This is a genomic window from Roseateles depolymerans, from assembly GCF_003387155.1.
GTDB lineage: Bacteria > Pseudomonadota > Gammaproteobacteria > Burkholderiales > Burkholderiaceae_C > Roseateles > Roseateles depolymerans.
Genome location: NZ_QUMT01000002.1, coordinates 1,133,945 through 1,160,219, shown reverse-complemented (window position 1 = coordinate 1,160,219; position 26,275 = coordinate 1,133,945). Strand labels below are relative to the sequence as shown.

Annotated in this window: 23 protein-coding genes; 14 read left to right on the top strand and 9 right to left on the bottom strand. The window is 66.5% G+C overall.

The features are described 5' to 3' along the window. Positions 1 to 52: 52 nt before the first annotated feature. The gene (locus tag DES44_RS12975) at positions 53 to 1,513 is read right to left on the bottom strand and encodes a glycoside hydrolase family 53 protein (protein ID WP_083525614.1); all 1,461 of its coding nucleotides are present in this window, start codon (positions 1,511 to 1,513) and stop codon (positions 53 to 55) included. A 560-nt stretch (positions 1,514 to 2,073) separates the two neighbouring features. Here DES44_RS12975 and DES44_RS12970 point away from each other — a divergent pair. The 13 genes from DES44_RS12970 (at position 2,074) to DES44_RS12910 (ending at position 16,776) form a co-directional block, all read left to right on the top strand. After that, positions 2,074 to 2,715: a response regulator transcription factor gene (locus DES44_RS12970; RefSeq protein ID WP_116001601.1), complete on the top strand. Its 642-nt coding sequence runs from the start codon at positions 2,074 to 2,076 to the stop codon at positions 2,713 to 2,715. 64 nt (positions 2,716 to 2,779) lie between these two features. After that, positions 2,780 to 4,567 carry a hybrid sensor histidine kinase/response regulator gene (locus DES44_RS12965; protein ID WP_147307076.1) on the top strand — a complete coding sequence of 596 codons (1,788 nt, stop codon included), beginning with the start codon at positions 2,780 to 2,782 and terminating at the stop codon, positions 4,565 to 4,567. A 113-nt stretch (positions 4,568 to 4,680) separates the two neighbouring features. Further along, a complete protein-coding gene (tssA, locus tag DES44_RS12960; protein ID WP_058935305.1) occupies positions 4,681 to 5,715 on the top strand; it encodes a type VI secretion system protein TssA in 1,035 nt (344 codons plus the stop codon). 74 nt (positions 5,716 to 5,789) lie between these two features. Continuing rightward, complete coding sequence (tssB, locus tag DES44_RS12955) at positions 5,790 to 6,302, top strand: type VI secretion system contractile sheath small subunit (protein ID WP_058935304.1); 513 nt, start codon at positions 5,790 to 5,792, stop codon at positions 6,300 to 6,302. A 50-nt stretch (positions 6,303 to 6,352) separates the two neighbouring features. Continuing rightward, positions 6,353 to 7,852 (top strand): type VI secretion system contractile sheath large subunit, encoded by a 1,500-nt coding sequence (gene tssC / locus DES44_RS12950; RefSeq protein ID WP_058935303.1) that lies wholly within the window; start codon positions 6,353 to 6,355, stop codon positions 7,850 to 7,852. Positions 7,853 to 7,987: 135 nt separating this feature from the next. Next, a complete protein-coding gene (locus DES44_RS12945; RefSeq protein ID WP_058935302.1) occupies positions 7,988 to 8,467 on the top strand; it encodes an Hcp family type VI secretion system effector in 480 nt (159 codons plus the stop codon). 65 nt (positions 8,468 to 8,532) lie between these two features. Next, entirely contained in the window at positions 8,533 to 9,027 is a 495-nt protein-coding gene (locus DES44_RS12940; protein WP_058935301.1) for an Hcp family type VI secretion system effector, read from the top strand. Between the two features lie 19 nt (positions 9,028 to 9,046). Next, positions 9,047 to 9,871: a type VI secretion system accessory protein TagJ gene (locus DES44_RS12935; RefSeq protein ID WP_058935300.1), complete on the top strand. Its 825-nt coding sequence runs from the start codon at positions 9,047 to 9,049 to the stop codon at positions 9,869 to 9,871. A 46-nt stretch (positions 9,872 to 9,917) separates the two neighbouring features. Beyond that, a complete protein-coding gene (gene tssE / locus DES44_RS12930) occupies positions 9,918 to 10,415 on the top strand; it encodes a type VI secretion system baseplate subunit TssE (RefSeq protein ID WP_058935299.1) in 498 nt (165 codons plus the stop codon). Positions 10,416 to 10,417: 2 nt separating this feature from the next. Further along, positions 10,418 to 12,325 carry a type VI secretion system baseplate subunit TssF gene (gene tssF, locus DES44_RS12925; protein WP_058935298.1) on the top strand — a complete coding sequence of 636 codons (1,908 nt, stop codon included), beginning with the start codon at positions 10,418 to 10,420 and terminating at the stop codon, positions 12,323 to 12,325. 98 nt (positions 12,326 to 12,423) lie between these two features. Then, positions 12,424 to 13,620 carry a type VI secretion system baseplate subunit TssG gene (tssG, locus tag DES44_RS12920; RefSeq protein WP_211326936.1) on the top strand — a complete coding sequence of 399 codons (1,197 nt, stop codon included), beginning with the start codon at positions 12,424 to 12,426 and terminating at the stop codon, positions 13,618 to 13,620. Next, positions 13,617 to 16,268: a type VI secretion system ATPase TssH gene (gene tssH, locus DES44_RS12915; protein ID WP_058935296.1), complete on the top strand. Its 2,652-nt coding sequence runs from the start codon at positions 13,617 to 13,619 to the stop codon at positions 16,266 to 16,268. The genes tssG and tssH overlap by 4 nt, the downstream gene beginning before the upstream one ends. 25 nt (positions 16,269 to 16,293) lie before the next feature. Next, positions 16,294 to 16,776: a hypothetical protein gene (locus tag DES44_RS12910; protein ID WP_058935295.1), complete on the top strand. Its 483-nt coding sequence runs from the start codon at positions 16,294 to 16,296 to the stop codon at positions 16,774 to 16,776. Positions 16,777 to 16,812: 36 nt separating this feature from the next. Here the strand turns inward: DES44_RS12910 and DES44_RS12905 are convergent, their stop codons facing one another. The 8 genes from DES44_RS12905 to DES44_RS12870 form a co-directional block, all read right to left on the bottom strand. Beyond that, entirely contained in the window at positions 16,813 to 17,184 is a 372-nt protein-coding gene (locus DES44_RS12905; protein WP_116001548.1) for a hypothetical protein, read from the bottom strand. A gap of 69 nt (positions 17,185 to 17,253) precedes the next feature. Beyond that, positions 17,254 to 18,030 carry a hypothetical protein gene (locus DES44_RS12900; RefSeq protein ID WP_147307075.1) on the bottom strand — a complete coding sequence of 259 codons (777 nt, stop codon included), beginning with the start codon at positions 18,028 to 18,030 and terminating at the stop codon, positions 17,254 to 17,256. 25 nt (positions 18,031 to 18,055) lie between these two features. Then, the gene (locus DES44_RS12895) at positions 18,056 to 18,817 is read right to left on the bottom strand and encodes a hypothetical protein (RefSeq protein WP_157592960.1); all 762 of its coding nucleotides are present in this window, start codon (positions 18,815 to 18,817) and stop codon (positions 18,056 to 18,058) included. Further along, positions 18,790 to 19,797, bottom strand: a complete 1,008-nt coding sequence (locus tag DES44_RS12890) for a DUF4150 domain-containing protein (protein WP_232309772.1) — start codon at positions 19,795 to 19,797, stop codon at positions 18,790 to 18,792. Before DES44_RS12890 ends, DES44_RS12895 begins: the two co-directional genes overlap by 28 nt. After that, positions 19,794 to 20,828 (bottom strand): beta-ketoacyl synthase N-terminal-like domain-containing protein, encoded by a 1,035-nt coding sequence (locus tag DES44_RS12885; protein ID WP_058935290.1) that lies wholly within the window; start codon positions 20,826 to 20,828, stop codon positions 19,794 to 19,796. The genes DES44_RS12890 and DES44_RS12885 overlap by 4 nt, the downstream gene beginning before the upstream one ends. Continuing rightward, positions 20,825 to 21,931 (bottom strand): DUF2169 family type VI secretion system accessory protein, encoded by a 1,107-nt coding sequence (locus DES44_RS12880; protein WP_058935289.1) that lies wholly within the window; start codon positions 21,929 to 21,931, stop codon positions 20,825 to 20,827. Before DES44_RS12880 ends, DES44_RS12885 begins: the two co-directional genes overlap by 4 nt. Then, entirely contained in the window at positions 21,922 to 23,247 is a 1,326-nt protein-coding gene (locus DES44_RS12875; RefSeq protein ID WP_083525611.1) for a TIGR02270 family protein, read from the bottom strand. The genes DES44_RS12880 and DES44_RS12875 overlap by 10 nt, the downstream gene beginning before the upstream one ends. A gap of 9 nt (positions 23,248 to 23,256) precedes the next feature. Then, the gene (locus DES44_RS12870; protein ID WP_058935287.1) at positions 23,257 to 23,733 is read right to left on the bottom strand and encodes a DUF6484 domain-containing protein; all 477 of its coding nucleotides are present in this window, start codon (positions 23,731 to 23,733) and stop codon (positions 23,257 to 23,259) included. Positions 23,734 to 23,939: 206 nt separating this feature from the next. Here DES44_RS12870 and DES44_RS12865 point away from each other — a divergent pair, with 206 nt between their 5' ends. Continuing rightward, complete coding sequence (locus DES44_RS12865) at positions 23,940 to 26,210, top strand: type VI secretion system Vgr family protein (RefSeq protein ID WP_058935286.1); 2,271 nt, start codon at positions 23,940 to 23,942, stop codon at positions 26,208 to 26,210. Positions 26,211 to 26,275: the final 65 nt, after the last annotated feature.

Below are 26,275 nucleotides of genomic sequence, written 5' to 3'. Positions count from 1 at the left end.
CGAACTTTAAGCAACTCGTTCTTGTCAGGGATGGGGTCCGGCAGCGGACCCGTCAGCGGGGGATGGGGAGGGCGGCCGGTGGTCGGGGCGGGCCGCCATCGGCAGAGATGCAGGGAGCGGCCTCGCGGAACGCCTGGAGGGCGGGCAGGGCACGGCCCTTGTCGTCGAACAGGGTCTGGTTGGCCCAGGCATTGCCTTCGCCGGTGCGCCAGCCGGCGCCGGGCACGTCCAGCCAGGCGGGCTCCCACCAGAACACGCCCAGGCCCTGCGGCACGGCGGCCACGGCCTGGATCAGGTCCTTGAGCATGGCGGCCTGGCCCTGCGGGGTGGCGGGGTAGCCGCCGCGGCGCGCGCCTTCTTCATTGAAGACGGCCGGACCGCTGCCCGGGTTGTCTGCGCGCCAGCCGTAAGCGGTTTCCACCACCACCAGCGGTTTGCGGTAGCGGTCGGAGAGGTCGCGCAGGTTGGTGCGCAGTGCTTCGAAGTTGTCGTGGTGGTAGGGATACCAGCTCAGGCCGATCACGTCGTAGTCCAGCCGGGCCGACTCGAATTGGTCGTAGACCCGGCGGAACATCTCGCCGCTCTTGCCGTCGCCCTGGTGGGCCAGGTGCAGCATGACCGGCAGACGAGCTCCCCGCAGTGCATCGGTACGCCGTACGCCGCGGATGCCGGCGCGCAGCAGTCCGATGAAGGCGGCGTCACCGCCGATCTTCTCGTCGGGCGTCTGTTGCCAGGTCTTGCCGTCCGGCCAGAGCATGCCGCCGTTGATTTCATTGCCGACCTGGATCATGTCGGGGGCGGTGCCTTGGTCGTGCAGGGCCTTGAGCACCTGGGAGGTATAACGTTCAACCTCCGCCTCCAGCGCTTCTCCGTGAAGGCGGGTCCAGGCGGCGGGCTTCTCCTGCTTGCCGGGGTCGGTCCAGAAGTCCGAATAGTGGATGTCGAGCAGCAGCTTCAGGCCCTGCTTGCGGATGCGCCGGGCCAGCGCCAGGGTGACGTCCAGCCCGTTGTTGCCGCCGCCGACCGGGTCGCCGTGACGGGAGATGATCTTGTCGCCCTCCACCACATCCCGGGCATTGACGGGGGTGTGCCACAAGCGCAAGCGCGCCCAGTTGATGCCCGACACCCGAAGGATCTGCAGGGCCGTGCCGACCCGGCCGTCCGCGGTGGAGAATCTGGCACCGCCGCGCTCGACGACGTCGAGCGTGGAGACGTCCGCGCCCAGGATGAAGGAACTGGCGTATTGCGTCGCGGGCTGGGTCGGGCAGGTCGCGGTGGCCGGGCTCGCGGCAGCCGCGGTTGCTGGAGAGCTTGCCCCGGATGCTGCTGCGGCGCCGCTCGATGCGGACGCATCCGCGGCCCCAGTCGTGGCGAACGCTGCCGCAGCGCCCGGCAAGGTCTGTCCAGCCAGCAGCGCACCACCGGCCAGCATCAGCCTGCGGCGATTCATTCGGCCTTGGGCCGTCGGGTCGTCTGTGGAAGACGCTTCAATCTTCAGGATGCGATCGCTCAAGGTTGTCTCACTCTGCGCAGGGCTGATTGGTGCCCCTGCTGTCTCGTTCTTGGCCACCCTCGTAGGTTAATCGATTAACCTGGCGCTAGTGTCCACGATTTGCCCCATCGCACCATTGAGGGGTTTCCCCATGCATCCGGAAAGCCACATTGGGGCTGAAACGGCCACGCTCGCACCGAAATCGGGAACAGGTTTTGCAGAAAGTCGCATCATCGGAAACAGACGGGAGACTTCATTGTTTCGACGATCGCGAAGTCTGGGCTCGCGCCAAGCGAGCAGTGGCGGCACTTTGCACGGGTCAAGCCCCTCTGCGGAGGGGGCTTTGTGCGAGTCGTGAGTCGTAACAACTTGCCGTAACAACTGTTGCGCCCATCCCCCCTCGGAGTTCCCCCTTCTTAGGGGGTGTTTTGTCCCCCCACGGGCCTAAGATGCGCCCGTCTCCGGTGCAAGAGGGGTTGCGATGTACACACCGGAGTTGGGTACATCGCGAAAGAGGGGGCCCTATGGAAGGTGTTTCTGATCTCCGCCATTTTGCGGGTTCTGTGAATGGTGGCTTTGCCATGTCGAACATGACTGTCACGCGTCGCGTGCTGCTTGTGGATGACCATGAATTGGTCCGCGCGGGCATACGAACGCTTTATCAATCTCTGGATGAGATCAGCATCGACTGGGTGGAGGCTTCGTCGCTCCAGGAGGGGCTTGCACAATATGCAGACGCCGCCGACGGCCCTGGTTTCGATGCGGTCCTGCTGGACTTGAATCTGGGCGACTGCAAAGGTTTGCAGGGGCTGCGCCAGTTCATGGAGGCCTATCCGCAAGCGCGGGTGGTGGTCTTCAGCGGCACGCAGGATGAATTCGTGGTCCGCCAGGCGCGTGCGCTGGGCGCCGTGGGTTATCTGCCCAAGGGCGCGCTGATGTCGGAGATGCGCAGCACGCTGCGCGCACTGCTGGCAGAGCAGCGCCGTGCGGCACCGACCGGCTCGATGTTCCCGCGCTTCCCGACCTCCGCCATGTATGACCGCGTGGCCGAGCTGGGCCCGCGGCATCTGGAGATTCTGGAGCTGGTGCTGTCCGGTTGCAGCAATCAGGAAATCAGCAACTCCACCCAGCTGTCGCTGGGGACGGTGAAGAACTATGTGTCTTCCCTGCTGCTGGCGCTCGATGTGAAGTCGCGCTCCCACATGATCAGTCTGTTCCGCTGAGCCCTTGGCCGAGAGAAAGAGCAGACGATCGTCTGAATCCAAAGGGTTCAGCCGCTACGTGGCCGTGGCCGGCCGTACGGCCGACGGCGATGACAATGCCCAGGACGGCCGGCGCCGCGAGCGCCGCGCCATTGCACGCCGTCTGGAAGATGCCGCTTTCGACGAGGCCTGGGCCCACTGGCCCTGGCTGCTTGCGGCCGTGGCGCTGCCGCTGCTGGTGTCGCTCAATCGGCAGGAGCTGTCCTCCGGCTTGATCGTGTGGCTCAGCGGCGTGGCCATGCTGGCCACCGGCTGTGTGTGGACGGCGCGGCGCATGTCGCATCGGCTGTCCCGCCCGGCCGCCCGTCATTCCCTGGACCCTCGCAAAGGACGCCGCCTGCTGTTGCTGCAGGGCATCGGCTGCCTGCTGCTGCTCAGTTTGCATCCCTGGATTGCCGAATCGCCGGGGGCGCGCGCGCCGCTGGCCGGACCCTTGCTGGCGGCGGCGTCGACCGTGCTGGCGGTGCTGCTGGCCCCCATGGGACGGGGCGCTGCGGCGGTGGCGCTGCTGCCGGCGTCGGAAGGGTTGGCGCGTCTGCTGCTGGACGGCACCTTCGAGCGACCCTGGCAGGGCGCGGCCTGGTTTGCCGCCGCCATGGCGGTGGCCGGGCTGGCCTTGCTGGAACAGCATCGCTGGCACCGCAACCAGCTCTGGGTGATGCAGCGGGATGACCGCGTGAGCCTGCTGGAGCAGGAGCGGGACGAGGCGGTGCGGGCCGACCAGGAAAAAAGCCGCTTCCTGGCCATCGCCAGTCACGACCTGCGCCAGCCGGTGCATGCGCTGGGCCTGTTCGCCGCTACGCTGGAGCGCCGGCTGCAGGGCAGTGCGGAAGAGCCGCTGGTGCGCAACATCATGCGGTCGATCGAGGGGCTGGAGCGGTCCTTCAACGCGATGCTGGACATCTCCCGGCTGGACGCCGGCACGGTGGAGCCCAACATCCAGCATTTCGCGCTGCGCGACCTGTTCAAGCGCCTGCATATGCACTATGCCGGCCAGGCCGAGGCGGAAGGTCTCGGGCTGCGGCTGGCGCCGGGCGGCAAATCGGTCAGCAGCGACCCGCAATTGCTGGAGCGGATCCTGGGCAATCTGGTCCAAAACGCCCTGAAGTACACCGAAAAGGGTGGGGTGGTGGTAGTGGCCCGCAGCACGGAGGACCACATCAACCTGGAGGTGTGGGACACCGGCATCGGCATCAAGCCCAATGACCTGCCCCGCATCTTTGCCGAGTTCTACCAGGTGGGCCATGGCGAGCGCAGCCGGACCCAGGGGCTGGGCATGGGGCTGGCCATTGTCAAGCGCCTGGCGCATCTGCTGGGCTACCGGCTGGTGGTGGCGTCCCGGCCGGGGCGCGGCACCATGTTCCGGCTGAGCATCCCGGTCAAGCAGCTGCATGCGGTGCAGGACGTGATCGGCGCGGCGGACACGATTCCGATGTCGGTCATCGAGCCGCGGTCGGTGCTGGTCATCGATGACGAGGAGCCGATCCGGGAGGGCCTGAAGGTCCTGCTGGAGGAGTGGGGTTACGAAGTGCAGGTGGCGGCGCATGCCGAGGATGCGGCGAGGGTGGCGCGGGAGCGCCCGGAGCCGCCCGACCTGATCCTGTCGGACCTGCACCTGGGCGACGGCCCGGACGGCCTGGACGCCATCCGCGCGGTGCGTGGGGTGTACGGCCATGATGTCCCGGCGATCCTGATCACCGGGGACACCAGCAAGGAAGAGATCCGCCGCGCGAACGAAAGCGGCCACACGGTGCTTTTCAAGCCTCTGCAGCCTCGCAAGCTCTTCAACGCCCTGCGCGGAATGGTCGCCTGAAGGGGATGGGTCGACCTCGTCGACCCACCCGTTTCAGGCCAATATGACTTTCGACCACTGCGCGAATTGTTTTGTGTCTCTAGAGTCCGGACGTCAAGAAAACGCCGGACGCAATGGCTGATATTGAGCTCGATCATCTGCTGACCCCTCTCCAGGACGACGCCCCCTGTGGCCCCGACCTGGAATACGACGCGGCCTTCCTGGCCCTGCAGACTGCCGGCGAAGGCAAACCCGAGCAGCAGTACGGCGACACGGTCATCCCCGCCGAGGAGCCGGACTGGATCAAGGTCTGGGAACAGGCCCTGGCCCTGGCCGAACGCAGCCGCGACCTGCGCCTGGCCGTCTGGCTGGTGCGCAGCGGCGCCCGCCTCAAGGGCTACCAGGCCGCGCTGAGCGGGCTGGCCCTCATCCAGGGGCTCCTGGAACGTCACTGGGACCATGTCCACCCCCAACTGGACGCCAGCGACAACAACGACCCCACCATGCGCATGAATGCGCTGCTGCCCCTGGCCAGCCCGGAAGCGGCGCTGGCCGACCTGCGTGCGGCCAGCCTCACCGGCCAGCGCGGCGGCCCCCGCGTGCGTGACGTCGAATTGGCGTTCGGCAACGTCGACCCGGGTCCCAACGAATCGGCCCCGTCCCCCCAGGGCCTGCTCGAAGGACTCGGCGCGCTGTCCGCCAGCGACCCCGCACTGGTGGAACGCCTGCAGGCGGGCCTGACCACCGTCCAGGCCATCTCCACCCTCATCGAGCAGCATCTGGGCGCCGCCCAGGGACCGGATTTCACCCCCTTGATCCGCGTCCTCAAGCCCCTGGCCCAGGTGGCTGCACAGCTGGGCGGTGGCACGTCCGCGGCCGCCGATGACGTGGGCGCTGCCGCTGACGGGCAGGACGGCCCGACTGGCGCCGCCACCGCGGTTGCCCGCATCGCCGTGCCCGCCGGTGTCATCGCCAGCCGCGAAGACGCCATGCGCGCCCTGCAGCGCGTGTGCGACTGGATCGAGTTGAACGAACCGAGCAACCCCGCACCGCTGCTGATCCGCCGGGCGCAGCGGCTCATGACCAAGAACTTCATGGACATCATCCGCGACCTCGTGCCGGACGGCCTGAGCGAAATCGAGCGCCTGGCCGGCCGCACCGACGAGTGATGCCCACCCCGAGTCCCTCCCTTCACAAGAACCATTCCGACGCCCACGACGACGTCTTCATTCAGGAGTAGCACATGGCCACCAGCAGCCAGAAGTTCATCGCCAGGAACCGCGCCCCGCGCGTCCAGATCGAATACGACGTCGAGCTCTACGGCGCCGAGAAGAAGGTCCAGCTGCCGTTCGTGATGGGCGTGCTGTCGGACCTGTCGGGCAAGCCGACCGAGCCCCTGGCGCCGGTGGCCGACCGCAAGTTCCTGGACTTCGATGTCGACAACTTCGACGCCCGCATGAAGGCGATGAAGCCGCGTGTGGCCTTCAACGTGCCCAACACCCTGACCGGTGAAGGCAACCTGATGGTGGACATCACCTTCGAGAGCATGGACGACTTCTCGCCGGCCGCCGTGGCTCGCAAGGTGGACGGCCTCAAGCAGCTGCTGGAAGCCCGCCAGCAACTGGCCAACCTGATCACCTACATGGACGGCAAGGTTGGCGCGGAGCAGCTGATCGCCAAGGTGGTGAAGGACGAAGCGCTGCTCAAGTCCCTGGCCTCCGCCCAGAAGCCTGCCGACGGCAGCGACGCGCAGTGACCGCGCCGACCGCAGCCGCGCACTGAAACCAGACTCCGGAGCAACCCACCATGGCCGAAGACACTCTCGCCCAATCCTCCGCCGCGTTGCAGGGCATCTCGTACGAAGGCAACGAGTTCGCCCAGCTGCTGAACAAGGAATTCAAGCCCAAGACCGACGAGGCCAAGTCCGCCGTCGAGCAGGCGGTGCTGACCCTGGCGCAGCAGGCGCTGTCGCAGACCTCGCTGATCGGCAGCGACGTGATCGTCTCCATCGAGGCGATGATCGCCGAGCTGGACAAGAAGCTGTCCGAGCAGCTCAACCTCATCCTGCACAACCCCGAGTTCCAGCAGCTGGAAAGCGCCTGGCGCGGCCTGCACTATCTGGTGAACAACACCGAGACGGATGAGCAGCTCAAGATCCGCGTCATGAGCATCTCCAAGCAGGAGCTGGGCAAGACGCTCAAGCGCTACAAGGGCACCGCCTGGGATCAAAGCCCGCTGTTCAAGCGCGTCTATGAAGAGGAATACGGCCAGTTCGGCGGTGAGCCCTTCGGCGCGATGGTCGGCGACTACTACTTCGACCACAGCCCGCCGGACGTGGAGCTGCTGGGCGAGATGGCCAAGGTGGCCGCTGCCGCCCATGCCCCGTTCATTGCCGCGGCGAATCCTTCCGCCATGCAGATGAGCTCCTGGCAGGAACTGGCGAACCCGCGGGACCTGACCAAGATCTTCGGTACGCCGGAATATGCCGCCTGGCGCTCGCTGCGCGAGTCGGACGATGCGCGCTACATTGGCCTCACGATGCCGCGTTTCCTGGCCCGCCTGCCGTATGGCGCCCGCACCAATCCGGTCGAGGAATTCAACTTCGAGGAAGACACCGGCGGCGGCAACCACAACGCCTACACCTGGGCCAACTCGGCCTATGCGATGGCCACCAACATCAACCGTTCGTTCAAGACCTACGGCTGGTGCACCCGCATCCGCGGCGTGGAGTCGGGCGGCGCGGTCGAGAACCTGCCCACCCACAGCTTCCCCACCGACGAGGGCGGCGTGGCCATGAAGTGCCCGACCGAGATCGCCATCAGCGACCGCCGCGAGGCCGAGCTGGCCCAGAACGGCTTCATGCCGCTGGTGCACCGCAAGAACTCCGACTTCGCCGCCTTCATCGGTGCGCAGTCGCTGCAAAAGCCGGCGGAGTATGACGATCCGGACGCCACCGCCAATGCCAATCTGGCGGCCCGTCTGCCCTACCTGTTTGCCTGCACCCGCTTCGCTCACTACCTGAAGTGCATCGTGCGCGACAAGGTCGGCTCCTTCAAGGAGCGCGGCGAGATGGAGCGCTGGCTCAACAAGTGGATCATGAACTACGTCGATGGCGACCCGGCGAACTCGTCGGAAGTCACCAAGTCGCAAAAGCCGCTGGCGGCTGCGGAAGTGCTGGTGGAAGAGATCCCGGGCAATCCGGGCTACTACACCTCCAAGTTCTTCCTGCGTCCGCACTACCAGCTCGAAGGGCTGACGGTGTCGCTGCGGCTGGTGTCCAAGCTGCCGTCGCAAAAGGGCCAGTAAAGCGCAAATCCCGTCACCGAGGGAGGGCCGATCCGGCCCATCGGTCAACAGTTCCGGGCCACCGGCCCGTTTTTGCGGTCCCGCATGCTTTGAAGCGGGCCGACTTCTCACGAGTCCATCAAGGAGAGAACCATCATGACGATCGACGCCAATCTGAAACTCGCCGGTGTTGAAGGCGAATCCACCCACAAGGACCACAAGGGCGAGATCGATCTGCTCGCCTGGTCCTGGGATGCCCGCCAGGAAAGCACTGCTGCCGCCGGCGGTGGTTCGGGCAAGGGCAAGGGCATCCCCGGCCAACTGGTGTTCGCGCACTACTATGACAAGTCGTCGCCGGTGCTGGCCAAGGCCTGCGCCAGCGGCAAGCACTTCGACAGCGCCGTCATCACCTGCCGCAAGGCCGGTGAAGGCCAACAGGACTTCCTGAAGATCACGCTGAAGCAAGTGCTGGTCACCTCGATCTCGCCGTCGGCCAGCGCCGGTGGTGACATCTCGGAAAGCGTGGCCCTGAGCTACGCCGACATCGAGTTCGAGTACAAGGCTCAGAACGAGAAGGGCGCCCTGGGTGGCGCGGTGAAGTTCGGCTGGAACGTCGCCACCACCGAAACCCGTTGATCCGCGCCTCGTTGCGCTGACCAACAACGGGCCACTGCGGTGGCCCGTGTGTCATGGAGCCTCACATGTCTCTCACGAACAGCGGCGGCAGCGCCGACATGTACCTGGACCTCACCCTCAAGCGGGCGGGCAAGGTCAAGGGCGAGTCCGTCTCGCCGGGACACCAGAACGACATCACCGTCGCCGGTTTCACCTGGGGGGTGGGAGCGGGCGGCGATGCGGTGGCGGGACAGGCCACCGGCCGTCGCAGCTACCGGCAGCTCACCATCACCAAGCAGCTCGACAGCGCCAGCACGGCCCTGATGAGCGCGGTCGCCACCAATGACGAAGTGCGCAGCGCCAAGCTGAGCCTACGCAAGGCCGGCGGCGAGCAGCAGGATTTCTTCAGCATCACGCTGGAAAAGGCCCGTGTGGCCACCTACGACATCGATGTGGACGCCGAGGGCCAACCGGTGGAACGCATCACCCTGAGTTTCCAGAAGGTGGCGGTGGAATACCGCAACCAGAGCGCCACCGGCCAGATGGGCGGCACCTGCACCTTCACCGACGACCTCACCTGAGGCCGCAGAAAGTTTTCTCATGAGCGCAGTGCAAGACCTGATCGCCGCCGGCAAGCCGGCCGAGGCCCTGGCGGCCGTGCAGCAGCAGGTGCGCCAGCAGCCGCAGGACGCGAAGCTGCGGGTGCTGCTGTTCCAGCTGCTGGCGGTCAACGGCCAGTGGGCGCGTGCGGCGGCGCAGCTGGAAGTCTGCGGCGAGCTGGATGCCGCCACGCTGGCGATGGTCAACACCTACCGCGAGGCGCTCAAGTGCGAGCTGGTGCGCGAAGCGGTGTTCGAGGGCAAGACCACGCCGCTGGTCATGGGCGAGCCCGCCGAATGGGTGGCATCGATGGTGCAGGCCCTCAAGCTGGACGGCGATGGCGACCATGCGGCGGCGCGCCTCATGCGCGCGCAGGCGCTGGAGCAGGCGCCGGCCACGTCCGGCAGCCTCGACGGCCAGGCCTTCGAGTGGATCTGCGATGGCGATTCGCGACTCGGCCCCATCCTGGAGGCCATCATCAATGGCCGCTACTGCTGGGTGCCCCTGTCGGCGCTGGTGAAGATCCAGATCGAGCCGCCGGAAGACCTGCGCGACCTGGTCTGGGCGCCGGCCTTTCTGGAGTTCCCCAACGGCGGCGGCTCGGTGGCCCTGATCCCGACGCGGTATCCGCGCACCACGGCCTCCGAGAACCCGCGCGCCTGGATGTCCCGCCTGACGGAGTGGCAGCCGCTGGGCGGCGGCGCTTCGAATGCAGACGCGACCGGGGAGGGCGACCAATACGCCGGCATCGGCCAGCGCGTGCTGATGACCGATCAGGCCGAGGCCGGGCTGCTGGATGTTCGGCTGATTGAGCTGGGGTCCTGAATGCCAGGTCCGCTGCGCATGATCCAGTGAACCGCGGTTAAAGACCATGAGCCAGCAGCCCACCCGCGACCGCCTGCAGCCGGCCCTTCTGGACCGGCTGACCGACGACGACCCGACCAGCCGTGTCGAGGCTGAGGAGCGGCGCATGATGAGCAAGTCGCAGCTGCGTCAGGCGGTGCTGCGCGACCTGGGCTGGCTGTTCAATGCCGTGCAGCCGGTGGGCAAGGCCCTGGAGGGCCATCCGCAGGTGGCGGCCAGCGTGCTGAACTTCGGCCTGCCGGCGCTCTCCGGGCAACTGGCGTCCAAGATCGACGTCAGCCATGTGGAGCGGGCCATCCGCCAGGCCATCCTCCGATTTGAACCCCGCATCCTGGAGAGCACGCTGGAAGTGCGCGCCCTGGAGGCCGACAGCGTGCTGGACACCCACAACGTGATCGAATTCGAAATCCGCGGCCACCTGTGGTCGCAGCCTGTGCCGCTGGAAATCCTGCTGCGCACCCAGATGGACCTGGAAGCCGGCCAGGTGCAGGTGCGGGAGGCCTGAACATGGACCCGCGCCTGCTTCGCCTCTACAACGATGAACTCACCCACCTGCGCGAGGTGGGCGGCGAGTTCGCCCGCGAATTCCCCAAGATCGCCGGCCGGCTGGGCATGGAGGGGACCGAGGTTGCAGACCCCTATGTGGAGCGGCTGCTGGAAGGGTTTGCCTTCCTGTCGGCGCGCGTGCAGCTCAAGCTGGATGCGGAACATCCCCGGCTGATCTCGCATCTGCTCGAGTCCATCTATCCGAATTTCCTGGCGCCTGTGCCGTCCATGATGGTGGCGCGCTTCTCGGTGGACATCACCGATCCCAACCTGGGCAAGGGCTACCCGGTGCCGCGCAACAGCGTGCTGCAGTCGGGCCTGGTGCGGGGGCAGGACACCCGCTGCGAATTCCGCACCGCCCACGACGTGATGCTCTGGCCGATCGAGCTGGTGCAGGCGCAGTACTTCACCCACGCGCCGGACCTGCCGATGAACCGCCTGCCGGGCGCGGCCGGTTACCGCGGCGGCCTGCGACTGCGCATCCGCACCGGCGGCGGCATCCCGCTGCGCCAGCTGCGCATGGACCGCCTGCAGCTCTACATCAGCGCGCCGGACGACGTGGCCTTCCGCCTGCACGAGCTGGTGCTGGGCGCCTCGGTGGGCAGCTTCGTCACCGGCGCCGGCGTGGACGGGCTCTCCGCCGCGGCTCAATGGCGCGACGGGACCAGCATCGCCCCGGTGGGCTTTGAGGCCGACCAGGCCCTGCTGCCGGACACCCATCGGAGCTTTTCCGGCTGCCGGCTGATCCAGGAAGCAGCGGCCATGCCGCGCCGGTTCCTCTTCTTCGACATCCAGGACCTGGGCGACCGCCTGGCCCGCATCGATGGGCAGGAAGCCGATCTGGTGGTCTTCTTCAGCCGTCCGGATGCGGGACTGGAGGCGATGGTGGATGCCGGCAGCCTGTCGCTGCATTGCACCCCCGCGATCAATCTGTTCCCCAAGCGGCTGGACCGCATCCAGCTGGGCCCGGGCAGCTGGGAATACCACGTGGTCCCGGACCGCACCCGGCCGATGGACTTCGAAGTGCACAGCCTTCAGTCCGTCATCGGATACGGGGCCGGGCAGGTCGGCCAGCAGACTTTCCGGCCGCTTTACGCCACCTATCACGAACCCTCCGGCGAGGGCTCCGGCTACTACACCGCCCGCCGCGAGCCCCGCCTGCTGTCGTCCAAGCAGAAGGAACAGGGCCCGCGCACCGGCTACATCGGCGAGGAAGTGTTCCTGTCGCTGGTGGATCCGCGTCATGCGCCTTATCGGGAGGACATCCGCCAGTTGTCGGTGTCCGCGCTGGTGAGCAACCGCGACCTGCCCACGCTGCTGCCCCACAACGGCAGCGCCGGTCCGGGGGCCTGGCGGCTGGATGCCGCCGGTCCGGTCCTGCGGGTGGATGCGGTGCACGGGCCGACCCGGCCGGTCACGCGTCAGCCGGTGGGCGAAGCGGGCTGGAGTCTGGTGGGCCTGCTGACGATGCAGCAACTGCCCTTCGCGGACGAGACCCCCTCGCAGGCAGCGGCCACGCTGCGGCGGCTGCTCGCGCTGTACGGGCCGCCGGGCGATCCTTCCTGGCAGCGACTGGTCGATGGGGTGCGTCACGTCACGGTGAAGTCGGTGGTGCGGCGACTGCCGTTCAGCGGCCCGCTGAGCCATGGCTGCGGCGCGGAGATCGACCTGGAGCTGGATGAGCTGGCTTTCCAGGGCCACAGCGCGTTCCTCTTCGGCAGCGTGCTGGAGTACTACTTCGCCCGCTATGCCGCCATCAACAGCTTCACCCAGTTGCGGCTGCGCTCGATGCAGCGCGGCGAGCTGCGCCGCTGGCCGGTGCGCCTGGGCGGGGAGCTGATGCGTGGTCCCGCCGGGAGCCTGGTGTGAGTGCGTCGCCCGCTACGGAAGGGGCTGAGGCGAGGGTGCCGGGGGACGGCAGCGCAACGGCTGAACCGCTCGTCGACCCGACGGCCTTCGAACGGTTTTTGGACGCGCCTGCGCAGCCGGCCCACGATGCTGCATCCGCTGAAACTGCCGGATCTGCCGCTTTTGCAGCCTCAGCTGCATCCAGTCACGCTGCCGCGCTTCAGGCGCTGTTCGAGGATGTCGAGAAGCGACCCTGGTCGCATGACTTCTTCGCCTTGCTGCGCCGCATCGAGGGCCTGTCACCGCATCTGCCGCGCCTGGGGCGTGCGGCCCGACCGAGTCTGGAGCCGATCCGCCTGGGCGAAGAGGCCGAGCTGGATTTCGCGCCGGCCGCGCTCGCCAAGCTGGAGCCGACCGGTGCCGGCGTACCCCGTCTGGGCGTGCGCTTCTTCGGCCTGCTTGGCCCGCAGGGCCCGCTGCCGCTGCATCTCACCGAATATGCGCGGGAGCGCCAGTACCAGCGCAACGACCCCACGCTGGCCCGCTTCCTGGACGTCTTCCATCACCGGCTGCTGATGCTGTTCTATCGCGCCTGGGCCCAGTCCCAGCCCGCGGTGCAGCATGACCGTCCCGCGGCGGACCGCTATGCCGCCTGGCTGGGCGCCGCCTCCGGCCTACACGGCGGCTGGCAACCCAAGGACACGCTGCCGCAAACCGCGCGCCTCTTTAACGCCGGACTGATGGGCTCCCGCAGTCGCCATCCGGAAGGCCTGGCCAAGATCCTGTCCCAACATTTCCAGGTGGCTGTGCGCATCGACCCCCATGTGCCGCAGTGGCTGCCGCTGGAGCCGGAGGAGCGCACCCGCCTGGGCTTTGCCCGCAACCGCGGGGAGCGGATCGGGCTGACCCCGGCCGCCCTGGGCCGCAGCACCACGGTGGGCACGAAGATCTGGGACCGGCAGTACCGCTTCCGCGTCGTCATCGGCCCGCTCACCCGCGAACAGTACGACCGTTTCCTGCCGGACGGCAGCGCCTGGCGACCGCTGAATGACTGGATCCGGCAATACGTCGGCCACAGCCTGCGCTGGGAAATCCAGCCGGTGCTGGAGCGCCGGGCGGTGCCGCAGGCCACGCTCGGCAACCAGCTGCGCCTGGGCTACACCAGCTGGGCCGGCCGCACCGGCCGCGCCATGCCGGCCAGCGACCGCGGCGACCTTCGGCTGCGTCCGTGGTCGATCCCGCCAAGCCGGCCAGACCGCCGCCCCCACAACACAACGATGCGACCCCCACGGGAAGAAATGGGAGAACCCTCATGAGCGAAATTTCTCGCACCAGCCTGTTCGGCAAACTCAATCCGCTGGCCTACAAGGCTATTGAAGGCGCGACCGTCTTCTGCAAGCTGCGCGGCAATCCTTATGTGGAGCTCCAGCACTGGATCTACCAGATCCTGAACACGCCGGACTCCGATCTGCACCGCATCATCAAGCACTACGGGCTGGATGCCGCGCAGTTGTCCGCGGACCTGATGGCCTCGCTGGACCGGCTGCCGAGGGGCGCCTCGTCGGTGACCGATCTGTCGAGCTGGGTCGAGAATGCGGTGGAGCGGGGCTGGGTCTACGGCTCGCTGCTGTATGGGGACGGGCAAGTCCGCACCGGGCATCTGGTGGTGGGCCTGTTGAAGACCGCGTCGATGCGCAATGTGCTGCTGTCGCTGTCGCGCCAGTTCGAGCGCATCCCCGTGGAAGACCTCAGCGAGAACTTTGCCAAGGTGGTGGAAGGCTCACCCGAGCAGGCCATGCGCGCCGCCGAGCCCGGTGCTGCACCGGGAGACGCCAGCGGCGCCATCGCCCCGGCGGCGATGGGCAAGCAGGAGGCGCTCAAGCGCTTCGCCGTCGACCTCACCGAGCGGGCCCGCCAGGGCGAGATCGACCCGGTGGCCGGACGCGACGAGGAGATCCGCCAGATCGTCGACATCCTGATGCGCCGCCGCCAGAACAACCCCATCCTCACCGGCGAGGCCGGCGTGGGCAAGACGGCGGTGGTGGAGGGCTTTGCCCTGCGCCTGGCCCAGGGCGACGTGCCGCCGCAGCTCAAGGACGTGTCGCTCTACATGCTGGACATCGGCCTGCTGCAGGCCGGCGCCAGCATGAAAGGGGAGTTCGAGAACCGCCTGCGCGCCGTCATCGACGAAGTGCAGGCGTCGCCCAAGCCCATCATTCTGTTCATCGACGAAGCCCACACCCTGATCGGCGCGGGCGGCGCGGCCGGCACCGGCGATGCGGCCAACCTGCTCAAGCCGGCGCTGGCACGCGGCAAGCTGCGCACGATCGCCGCCACCACCTGGGCCGAGTACAAGAAGCACATCGAAAAGGACCCGGCGCTGACGCGGCGCTTCCAGGTGGTGCAGGTGCCCGAGCCGGACGAGGCCAAGGCCGTGCTGATGCTGCGCGGCGTGGCGTCGGTGCTGGAAAAGCACCATCGCGTGGCGTTGCTCGATGAAGGCATTGAAGCGGCAGTGCGGCTGTCTCATCGCTACATTCCCGCCCGCCAGCTGCCGGACAAGGCGGTCAGCCTGCTGGACACGGCTTGCGCGCGTGTGGCGGTGAGCCAGCATGCGACGCCGGCTGAACTGGAGGACACGCTGCGCCGCATCCAGGCGCTGGAGGTGGAGCAGGAGATCATCCAGCGCGAGGCCGCCATCGGCATGGACGTGACCGAGCGCCGTCAGCGCGTGGCCGTTGAGCTGGACCAGGCGCAGACCCGCCGTGCGGAGCTGGAAGCCCGTCATGCGCGGGAGAAGGCGCTGGTGGACCGCGTCCTGGAACTGCATGCGCTGCTGCGCAAGGAAGGCGAGGGCGCACCGGCAGAGGCCGAGCGCGAGACGCTGCTCGCCGAGCTCAAGACCTTGCGCGCCGAATTGGCCGACCTGCAGGGCGACACGCCCCTGATCCTGCCGACCGTGGACGAACAGGCCGTGGCCAGCGTGGTGCAGGACTGGACCGGCATTCCGGTGGGCCGCATGGTGCGCAACGAGCTGCAGGCGGTGCTGCAGCTGGCCGATACGCTGAACCAGCGGGTCATCGGTCAGCGCCATGCGCTGGAGATGATCGCCAAGCGCATCGAGGTCAGCCGGGCCCGTCTGGACAATCCGAACAAGCCCATCGGCGTGTTCCTGCTGGCCGGCACCTCCGGCGTCGGCAAGACCGAAACGGCGCTTGCGCTGGCCGAAGCGCTGTATGGCGGTGAGCAGAACGTCATCACCATCAACATGAGCGAGTTCCAGGAGGCCCATACCGTCTCCACACTGAAGGGCTCGCCCCCGGGCTATGTCGGCTACGGCGAGGGCGGCGTGCTGACCGAAGCGGTGCGTCGCCGCCCCTACAGCGTGGTGCTGCTGGACGAGGTCGAGAAGGCCCACCCGGATGTGCACGAGCTGTTCTTCCAGGTCTTCGACAAGGGCTGGATGGAAGACGGGGAAGGGCGCTACATCGACTTCAAGAACACCATCATCCTGCTCACCAGCAATGCGGGCAGCGACCTGATCATGAAGCTGTGCGCCGATCCGGAGCTGATGCCGGAACCGGAGGGCATTGCCAAGGCGCTGCGTGAGCCGCTGCTGAAGGTCTTCCCCGCGGCGCTGCTAGGTCGGCTGGTGACCATCCCGTATTACCCGCTGAATGAAGAGATGCTGGGCCAGATCATTCGCTTGCAGCTGGGCCGCATCCAGCGCCGTGTGGGTGAGAACCTGGGCGTGCCGTTCAGCTTTGGCGAGGACGTGGTGAAGCTGGTGATCAGCCGCTGCAACGAGGTGGAGAGTGGTGGGCGGGTGATCGACGCGATCCTGACCAATACCGTGCTGCCGCGGATCAGCCGTGAATACCTGACGCGACTGACGCAGGGCCACAGCATCACGAAGGTGGCGTTGACGGTGAAGGACGGGGATTTCGAGTACGGATTCGATTGAGGAGGTTCGTGATCCAATCCGGCCCATGACTCCCGAACTCTTCCCCCAGCTGCTTGGCCTCACCAATACCGATGAGGCGCTTCATCAGGCGGTCGCGCCGCACGCCCAGGGCGACGCCGCGCTGACGCCCGCCCGCATCCAGAAGCTCAAGAGCGACTTCCTGATGCTCACCGATCTGGGCGTGGTGTTGTCGTTCTCCGCCCGGGATGCATTCACGCGCGACTACGGCGCCCCCCGCGGCGAAGGCCCGCGTGTGCTCAGCAGCATCTTCTACTACCCTCAGGGCAGCGAGGAGGTCGAGCCCTATGAAGGCCTGGCGCCTTTGAGCGACGTGGCGGTGGAGATCCGCGAGGAAGCGCTCGCCGCCTATGGCGAGCCGGAGGCCTCCGATGGCGAGGACACGGCCATCGAATGGGAGCAGTGGGTGGTGCAGGGCACGGAGATCTCGGCGGACTACGACGAGGACGGTGAGGTGCTGTGCCTGACGGTGGCGCTGCCGATGGCCTGAGCGGCGACGCCGTGACTGCGGTGATCGCGGGCGGCGTTACTGGCCGTTGGCGCGTCGCGGCGCCGGGCAGCGATGGGTCCAGCTGTCGACCGTCATCGTCGGCAGCTCCTCGCCGGAGGTGATCAGGCGCAGGCATCGCTGGTGGCGTCGGTAGTTCAGGATGCACAGGGGCCGGTCCACCGCGCAGCTCTCGACTTCGACAATGCCCGCTGCGATCAAGCTGGCTTCGGTACCGATGGGGCCTCCTTCGTCACCGACTTGCGTCGTCACCGGTTGCCAGCCTTCCTTTAGAAGCTGAGCACGCGTCTGGATAAACCCGGCGTCCTTCTTGAGCGGGGCCGCGTGCGATGGCAGTGCCAGCAGCGTGAGCAGCAGCATGAGCAGCAGCATCGGCATCGGCATCGTCATGGGCGTCCGAAAGAAGGCGGGGAGATGAGGGGTGGCCATTGAATGCGTCTTGAGGGAAGAGTTCCGGTTTCACGGAGCGGGAAGACTGCCCTTGGGGAACTCCTGACTGTCTTCATGGCCAGCAGCCCGCCGTGCTTCCAGCTCAAACGGCAGGACGACCGCTGCCTCGGCCCGTTCTTCCGGCGTGCTGAGGTAGGGGTTGGTGTCGGGATCGGCCGCGGCGAGGCGACGGCGAACCAGGTCGATGCTCACGGCGGGATCAAACGGGGCGGTGGGATCAAAGCACTCGCGAGGCACCAGCGGTTCAAGCGCCTGCCAGTCATCGTCAAAGTCGTCGTCGGCTTTCTCGATGCCGGGATACCAGCGTTCCAATCGGTGCAGCACGGCATCGCGCCAGATGGTGAAGGAGGCAGAGACAGGCACGATGTGCTGGGCGAGTGTCGATAGCCAAGCCGCGTTCTCCGCAGGGTCCGCACCCTCAAAGTGCAGGGCATCATTGACCTGCGCCATCATCACATGCAGCGGTCCCCGCACCGGGCCGCTCCATTCTTCGTCTTCCCATTCCATGTACGGGCAGCACGCGAAATGCACCGTGCCCAGCCAGGCAGCCTCCAGGTATTGCTGGGGGCGCGGATCCGCATCCAAGGCCTCCAGCGAAAACGCAATCCACTCGGCAATCGCGACACACATGGCCAGCTGCGCGCGTCGCTGGAGCCCCTGCAGTCGCTCGTTCACCACTGCGTCGCCGGGTTCATAAGAGGCTTCGACCTCCCAATCATCCCAAGCCCACGGAATGCGGGATCCAGCAGGGATCGGCTCGATGTAGTGGGGACGAAGCAAGGTCACGGCCATTCAATCCGCGGGTGGAGCGTCAAGCCAGACGATAGGGCGCGTCTGAAAGGCCTTTGGCAGCCCATTCGTCCGGGGTGCAAAGATAACGATTGCCCGCTGGATCGACACTCTCCAAAAACTCGTCCAGCGCCTTGCCGCTCTGCGCTTTGTCAAAGGGCTGTGTGGTGTCGACTGCGGACCTCGGCACCGGCTCGCCCTTGGGTTGGTCTGCCTCGAACGCATAGTGTTCTTTCAGACGTGCAAGCACCGCCTTGACCCATGCGTCCAGTGGCTTCTTGTCCACCAGGACATGGCGTGCAACATGGTAGAGGTACACCCCATAGCCCTTCACATTCTGACCAGTGGACGTGTTGAAAGCCCTCAGCGCGTTTTCCACGAGGTCCTTGACGGACAGAAGCACTCCATCAATCTGACCTTCCCGCTCCTCAAACTCGTACACCTTGGGAATCTTCACGTAGCGGATATCCGACTGCGCGACCCAGGACGCTTCAATCATCTCCAGTGGAGCGTGGAAATCGGTGTGATCTTGCAGGCGCCAGTACACCCATTCAGCCAGACCCGAGCAAAACGCCAGGCAGGCGCTGGCACTCAGATCGGACAGCTGATCCATCAGTTTCTGATTGCTCTTGTTGTAGTCCGCCGTGCCGCGCCACGTGTAGGTGACGGCTTGGTCCCGGACCTTGGACCGTTGAATGTGCTCAGGGGGAGTGAGGATCGGCATGATGGATTCTTCGGTGATGAGCGGCTGCCCGCTCAATTCTTGCTCAGGTCCTTCTTGCACGGCGGTTGCTCGACCTCCGTGCAAAGGACAATGTTGAGGCCACACACGGCTGCCGCGCAGATCAGGCGGTGACAGTCCGGGCATGGAATGTCTTGAGCGCCGTTTTTCTGGTTCCAGTTGATGGCCATGGTCAAGGTGCCACCCGCGACATTGCCACGCTTGAGCAGCGTCTCGATGATGCGAGGCTCTGTGTGGCTGGTATGCGGATTGCGAATGTTGATGTCGTTGGTATACCTGAAACGATGCTTGTTGACGGCATCCTCGCAGAGACTGGTCTGGGCCGCCTGCATGGCGTTGCGGTCGACGCCTTTGGCGTTCTTGATCTTGATCGGTCGATCATAGGGCTGCCCCCGGCAGTAGCCCGCCTTGTTGATGCCCTTGAGACGGCGGCTGCAGGACCAGACACTTTGCGCAGGGCCCTGGGCAGGCTGGAACTTGCCGTGGGTGATCGTGGTCGGCGCCGAGGTCTGTTTCAACTTTCCTCGCATGTCGTCGTTTTCAGCCTTCAACTCCTCACACGCATCATCGGTCGGCGCCTTGATGGAGATCTCCCCCATCTCCACCACCACCGCGCCATTGGGCGTGGACTGCTGGTGGTTGTGGGTGGTCAGGTCCATGTGCCGCGGCAAATTCTCGTTCTCTGCCTTGACGTCGAACGACCAAGCCGCATGTTTGCTCGGTCCCTGGATCTGATGGGTCACAACGCCCATGCCCTGGGCCTTCGTGGCGGCCTCGTCGCCGGAACTTTTCTTGAAGGTCGACTTGTTCTTCTGACTGACCTGCTTGCCCCCAATGTGCACATCCCGCGTGCCGTCATCGGTGTCTGAATCGCCGGAAAAATTCGGATAGGGAATGGGCAATGGTCCCGCGGGCGGAGGCGGGGGCGTCAGGCATACGTCCGGCATGGCGCCGTTGGACATGTTCCCGTCCGCCTTGCCGGAGATCTCCCGACCATTCGCATACACCTTGCGCCCCATCATGGATCTCCCACAAAACGGGCCACGTAGGCAGCGCGCTCGCCGCCATCAGCCCCAAAATGTCCGAGGGCTTGCGGTCCAGGAACGGCACCGCGAACACTGGTGTAGAGCTGGTAGCCCAGGCAGCAGGGAACGATGGCCGCGCCCACTTCCCCAATCCACTCAGAAGGATGCCAGGTATCGAAAAGCGGCGCTTCATGCTGGCGGCGCATCAGGCGGGACACCGCGAGCGTGGCCTCCTTGAATTTGTAGTGCTCACCGTTGAGATCGTTGAGGGTGTAGTGGGTGGCATAGATGTCGCTTCTGCTACGGTCGAAGGCGGCCTCCATCGCCGTGACCATGCCGCGTCCCGTCATCGGGCGGTCTTCGTTGATCGTGCCGGTCTCTCGGCCACCGCCCCAGCCCAGGATTTGCAGATGCGGCTGTTGAGGCATGTCCAGGGACAGCAGAACCGCGCCCGCCGCTTCGCCCGGAATGAAACCATTCGAATTGGATTCGCAAAGCACGCGGCGATCGCGCAGGTAGGCATCCATCACCTGCTGATGGAGATAGCTGTCAACGCCAGCCACGATGCAGTGCTGTGCAAGCCCTTTTGCTAGCAGGTCTCGCGCAATGTCGAAAGCCGCGACGCCGGACACCTGCCCAAAGGGCATCAGGCGAGACTGGGGATGAGGCGCCGCATTCAACTCGGTGTACATCGCGGTCAGGAGGGCACTGTCCAGCGGCGCCAATGGGCAAGGGCGGGTCGGTTCCGCGCAGCCCAGCAAAATCGGAACGGCTGAAAGATCGGTGATCCCTGCCATGGACGCACAGTCCTGCACGGCCGCCGCCGCCAAGGCGCCAAGCTTTCCAATGCCGTGCCACCATTGCCGCAGCGGTGCGCGGCAGACATTGAGGGTGGTGCCGGACTCTGCATCCCATAACTCGCCGCGAGCGGCCCCCGAAATCCCCGCCATCATGGCCGCACACGACGCCGCCGCATTCAAACCCAGGGCGGTGCTCATGCCGTAGGCCGTCATCACCAGCGGCTTCATCGGACGGCCTTTCCGCGCCGCCGCGCCCGAACCAGGTCGCCCAGCCCCCGGTAATGCGGCTTGCCATTCCGAAAGGGCCGTGTCCGCAGCGCCTGTGCCGTGTCCAGCACCAGTTCCCGCAGGTCAAAAATGCTGCGCGCCATCGGAATGCCGACGCGGCTGGTCATGGTGAAGAGACCGCGGTCTGGTTCAATGACCAAGGTGTCCACCGGCATGTCGAAAACCCGCTCGCCGCCCTTGTGGAAATTGGCCAGCACCGACAGCGTCTGCGCCGGCAGCACGAACGATGCCGTTCCCCCGGGGGTGAGATGCTTCAGCATCACCGCCTCGCCGCCCCGGGGATACGGAATCTGCTGGTCTGCGGGCGCGGCCTGGAAGTAGTCGTACCGGAAGTCCTCCGGCCAGAAGGGCGCCTGGGTCTTCTGCCACTGTTCGTCGTAGGTGCCGGCAAAGGCCACTCGCGCCGCAAACTGGCGTCCCATCGGGCCGAACGACAGGGCCGCATAGTCTCCGTCCGGCTGCACCACCGCCTGATCCATGGCTTCGTTATTGGGGAAAGGGGAGCCATCGACCAAGGCGGCCGCCTTCCTGCGATGGAATCCGCGGCCCACCGGATTGGCCAGATAAGCGGCCACCGGCGCCTCCTTGTCAAAGTCGTCCAGCCCGCCGAAGGCGCGGTCATAGCTGATCGGCAGGGTGGTGAAAGGCTCTGGCGCACTGGGCCGGCAGGACAGCAGGCTGGCTTCCCACACCCGGTCCCCGGACACCTTGAAGGCCTTGGTCATGCCGCCCACCCGCAGACCCACCGGCAGCGTGCGCACCAAGGCGCCGGCCGGGGCATGCGCCTGGCCGATCAGCAGCACATCGCAGCGCGGTTTGAATTGGGCGTAGTCGGTCTCCCGCAGCACTGCGCTGAGCCCAGGCGCACCGGTGAATTCGTCGGCCCGGATCAGGGCTTCCTGAGCCGGTGCGGGACGCACCTCGCCGGTGTCCGCGTCAAACGAATAGGTCGCCTTGGCCATCACAAACGCGATTTCCCGACCATCCCGGGCAAAGCCCATGGTCCAGGAGCCTGGAAATCGGGTGCGGTTGATCAGTTGCATGACTGCAGCGCCCGTTGCTGAGCGTCACTGCGTTGGCGCACATCGAAGAACGGCCGGTCCGGGTCCATCAGTGCCCATTGCAGCGCCGCTGCGCGCCGTTGCCGCTGGTAACCGGTGCGCAGGATCTCCAGCAAGGACGCGGGCGTGACCGGCCGCCCGCACAGGTGCCGGATGCCCTTGGCCATCGAGGCCTCGTGCTGCGCCCACCAGGCCTGCACACCAGCGGGGTCGGGCAGCGGAAGATGGCGGTCCTGCGGAGGGACGTCGTCATCCGGCTCTTCGTGCTCGTTCTCCCGCTCGCCTTCGGGCACCTGAGCGTCCGCGTTCCGGCTCAGGTCCAGGTCCAGATCCAGGTATTCCAGATCCGCGCCGGTGATCATCGAAAACGCCTCGCCCGCCAGCCGGGCCAGCGGTGGGTCCTGCATGCGGCTGATGAGCCAGGGTATCGCCAGCGGATCCCCCAACATGCCGGTGCCCGCGATGACCATGCGCTCAGACCCCGGCCGGCCGCTCAGGCGGGACAGCAACTGCCGGCCTTCCGCTGGGGACACCGACCGCAGCACCAACGCCAGTGCCGGCGTCGCGGCGGGACCGGCTTCCATCACCTCCTGTTCCAGCCACGGCAGGCCATCCGCGTCGCCCAGCATCAACAGGCTGGCGGCCGTGGTGGCACGGACCGGGGCGGCGGCGTCATCCAGGCGGGCCCGCAGGAGCGGCAGCGCGTCCTGTCGGCCGCTTTCTCCGAGGCCGCGCACAGCGGCCTCCAGTAGGTCTGGGTCGTCGGTGGTCAGCGCCTGTTTCAGGGCATCAAACGGATCCCGGCGGTGGATCGCCAACACCCGCAGGGCGACCCGGCGCAGTCGCGGCTCCGAACCGGCCGCCAGCCGCTGCAGGATCGGTGCGATGGGCTCGAAGGGCAGCCAGCCCAGCGCGGAGATCAGCGCGCGTTGCCCGCCCGGCGTGGCCACCGCCAATTGGCAGATGTGGCGCATGTGATCGGCCCGGCGTGTGGAGAAAGCCACCAGGGCCGCCGCGAAAGTCGCGCCCGCATCCTCCTCGTCCTGCGCCAATTCGGCCAGGCACGCCGCCCATCCTGCATCCCCGGCGTGCACCAAGCCCTCGCGATTGGCCTCGATGCGGCGGTCCAGGCTCAGCAGATTGCGCATCCGGTAGTGCGGCGCCTTCACCGCCTGGTCCCGCAGCACCCAGAGGAAGGCACAGTCGACCGCATGTCGCTCCACCACCGGCCGGTGGACGCCCCGGATCACGTGGACCGGGGATTGGGGCGAGAGATGAGTCGGACGTGCAGCTTGCATACCGGCCGGTCAGTTCAGATCGATGGAGCCGCCCAGAATGCGGTTGCGCCCCACTGCGCGGCTCAGCAGATTCACGCCGCGCAGTTCAATCGCACCGTCCTTGTCCAGCGTGATGCTGGCCTTGCCGCAGCGCAGTTCCAGCCGTTGCTCGGCGCGCAGCACGACCGTGTGGCCGTCCAGGGCGACCTCGGTCAGGGGCGCGGCGGTGCGACCGGCCTGGGGGGCGGCGATGCAGCCCATGACCAGCGGGCGCAAGGGGTCTCCCTCCTCGAACATCAAGCCGACCCGGCGGCCCACATCCGACGGCTGCAGGGTCGCCAGCGCGCGGGCCGCAACCGATTCGGCCGTGGGGTTGCCGGGGAAACTCACCAGCGGCGTGCTGCCGTCCACCAGGCCGACGAGGACCCCGATCACGATGCCCTCGAAACGCGGCGACGTCGAGTCCGAGGGGCGCGGCGACGGCGAAGTTTGAACAATCGGGGGCATGGAGACACCTTGGCGGACTGGACGCGGTCCACGGTAGGAGTCGCCTCCCTGGCGGTAAAGCGACCAAAGTCATGTTGGTGCCCAGGGCTGCGGAAGCAGGGGACATGAAGCTGATTTCCGGCGGCAGGTGTCCGGCATGACTTTGGTCGCTTTGCGGCGGGCATGCGCCGGCCTACCGTCGCCAGCACGCCTACCCTGGAGCCGCCATGGCCGTGCCTTTCCGCCTCAAGACGCCGCTCGCCGACGACGTGCTTCGCCTGCATCGATGCGTGTCCACGGAGCGCTTGAGCGAGCTGGGCGAGACGCAGGTCACGATGCTCAGCGAGCGCAAGGACCTCCAGGCCAGCGACCTGCTGGGCAAGACGGCCGCTCTGACGGTGGCCCTGCGGGACGACGCGCCGCGGCATCTGTCCGGCTTCGTCACCCGCTTTGCCCAGCGCGGCTTCGAAGGTCGCTTTGCGGTCTACGAGATGACACTGCGGCCGTGGCTCTGGCTGCTGACCCGCACGGCCGACTGCCGCATCTTCCAGGAGCAGACGGTGCCGGACATCGTCAAGGCGGTGTTTGACGATCACCCGGTCGCAAAATTCGAGTTCCACCTCCAGCGTCCCTACCGCACCTGGACCTACTGCGTGCAGTACCGCGAGACCGACTTCAACTTCGTCGCCCGGCTGCTGGAGCATGAGGGCATCTACTGGTACTTCACCCACGACGACAGCGGCCACAAGCTGGTGCTGACCGATTCCGCCAGCGCGCACGACTGCGCACCGAACTGCGAGATGCTGCCGTTCTATGGCGGCGGATCGCAGTCGCCACCGGCCCAGGAATACGTGGACCGCTGGAGCGCGGTGCAGAGCATGACGCCCGGCAAGGTGGTCATCACCGACTTCGACTTTGAAAAACCCTCCAGCGCCCTGGAAACCAACCAGGCCCGCGCACGGAACTACGACCTGTCCGACGGCGAGATCTTCGACTTCCCCGGCGGCTACCTGCAGACTTCCGACGGATCGCAATATGCCGAGGACCGCCTGGACGAGTTGCAGGCCTACCAGCAGTCTTTCGAGGCCAGCTGCAATGCGCAGGGCGTGTGCACCGGGCATCGGCTGTCGCTGAGCCGCCATCCCCGCGACGACCAGAATGCGGACTACCTGGTCACCGGCACCACGCTGCACTTGCAGCAGGCCACCAGCGAGTCGGGCTCGGGCGACTCCAGCCTCAGTTGCAGCTTCACTGCGATTCCGGCTGATCAGCAGTTCCGGCCCTTGCGGCGCACGCCCAAGCCCGCAGCACCCGGCCCGCAGACCGCCATCGTGACCGGCCCCTCCGGCGAAGAGATCTTCACCGACAAATACGGGCGGGTGAAGGTGCAGTTCCACTGGGACCGACGCGGGCAGCGCAATGAAAAAAGCTCGTGCTGGATCCGCGTGTCGCAGCCGTGGGCCGGCAAAGGCTGGGGCGGCATTTCGATTCCCCGCATCGGGCAGGAGGTGGTCGTCGACTTCGTCGAGGGCGACCCGGACCAGCCGCTGATCACCGGGCGGGTCTACAACGGCGAGCAGATGCCGCCGTTCGCACTCCCCGCCGGCGGTGTGGTGAGCGGCATCAAGTCCAAGAGCCACAAGGCCACCGGCTACAACGAGTTCTCGATGGACGACACGGCCGGCAAGGAAATGATCACCGTGCATGGCCAATTCGACATGCAGTCCACCATCGAGCACGACCAGACGCTGGTGGTGCACAACAACCGCACCGACACCATCGATGTGGACGACACCGAATCGGTCGGCAACGACCAGAAGCAAACGGTGGGCAACAACCAGACGATCAAGATCGGCGTGAACCAGTCGCTGGCGGTCGGCGCCAATCGCACCGCGACCGTCGGCGCCAACGAATCCCTGACGGTTGGCGGCAACCAGACGGAAGCAGTCACCGGCACCCACACACTGACCGTGGGCGGCGCGGACAGTCAGAGTTTTGGGTCGACCCAGACGGTGACGGTCTCGCTGGCCAAGGCAGAGACCATCGGGGCGGCCTATGCGCTGACGGTGGGCGCTGCCATGAACCATCTGGTGGGCGGTGCGCTGATGCAGGAGGTGGGGGCTGCCAAGATCGTGGGCATCGGCGGGCTCAGCAGTGAGACGATCGGGGTGAGCAAGTCGGTCACCGCTGGCACGAACATCAGCCATCAGGCAGGCGCCAACATGAGCCGCAGCGCCGGCGCCAAATATTCGGTGAAGTCCGGCTCCAGCATGAGCTTCGATGCAGGCGCCAATTACGCCGTGAATACGCAGGCCACGGCCGTCATCAATGCCAAGGACGAGCTGGTGCTGAAGTGCGGCTCGGCGTCGCTGACGCTCAAGAGCAATGGCGACATCCAGCTCAAGGGGGCCAACATCAAAATCGTCGGCAGCGGCAAGGTCAATGTGAAGGCCGACGGCGACATCACCCTCAAGGGCTCGAAGGTCAATCAGAACTGAACGGAGCGGGCCAGGACGACCCTCAGGCGCGCCCGACAGGCGAGGTGAGCTGCTCGCACCCTGAC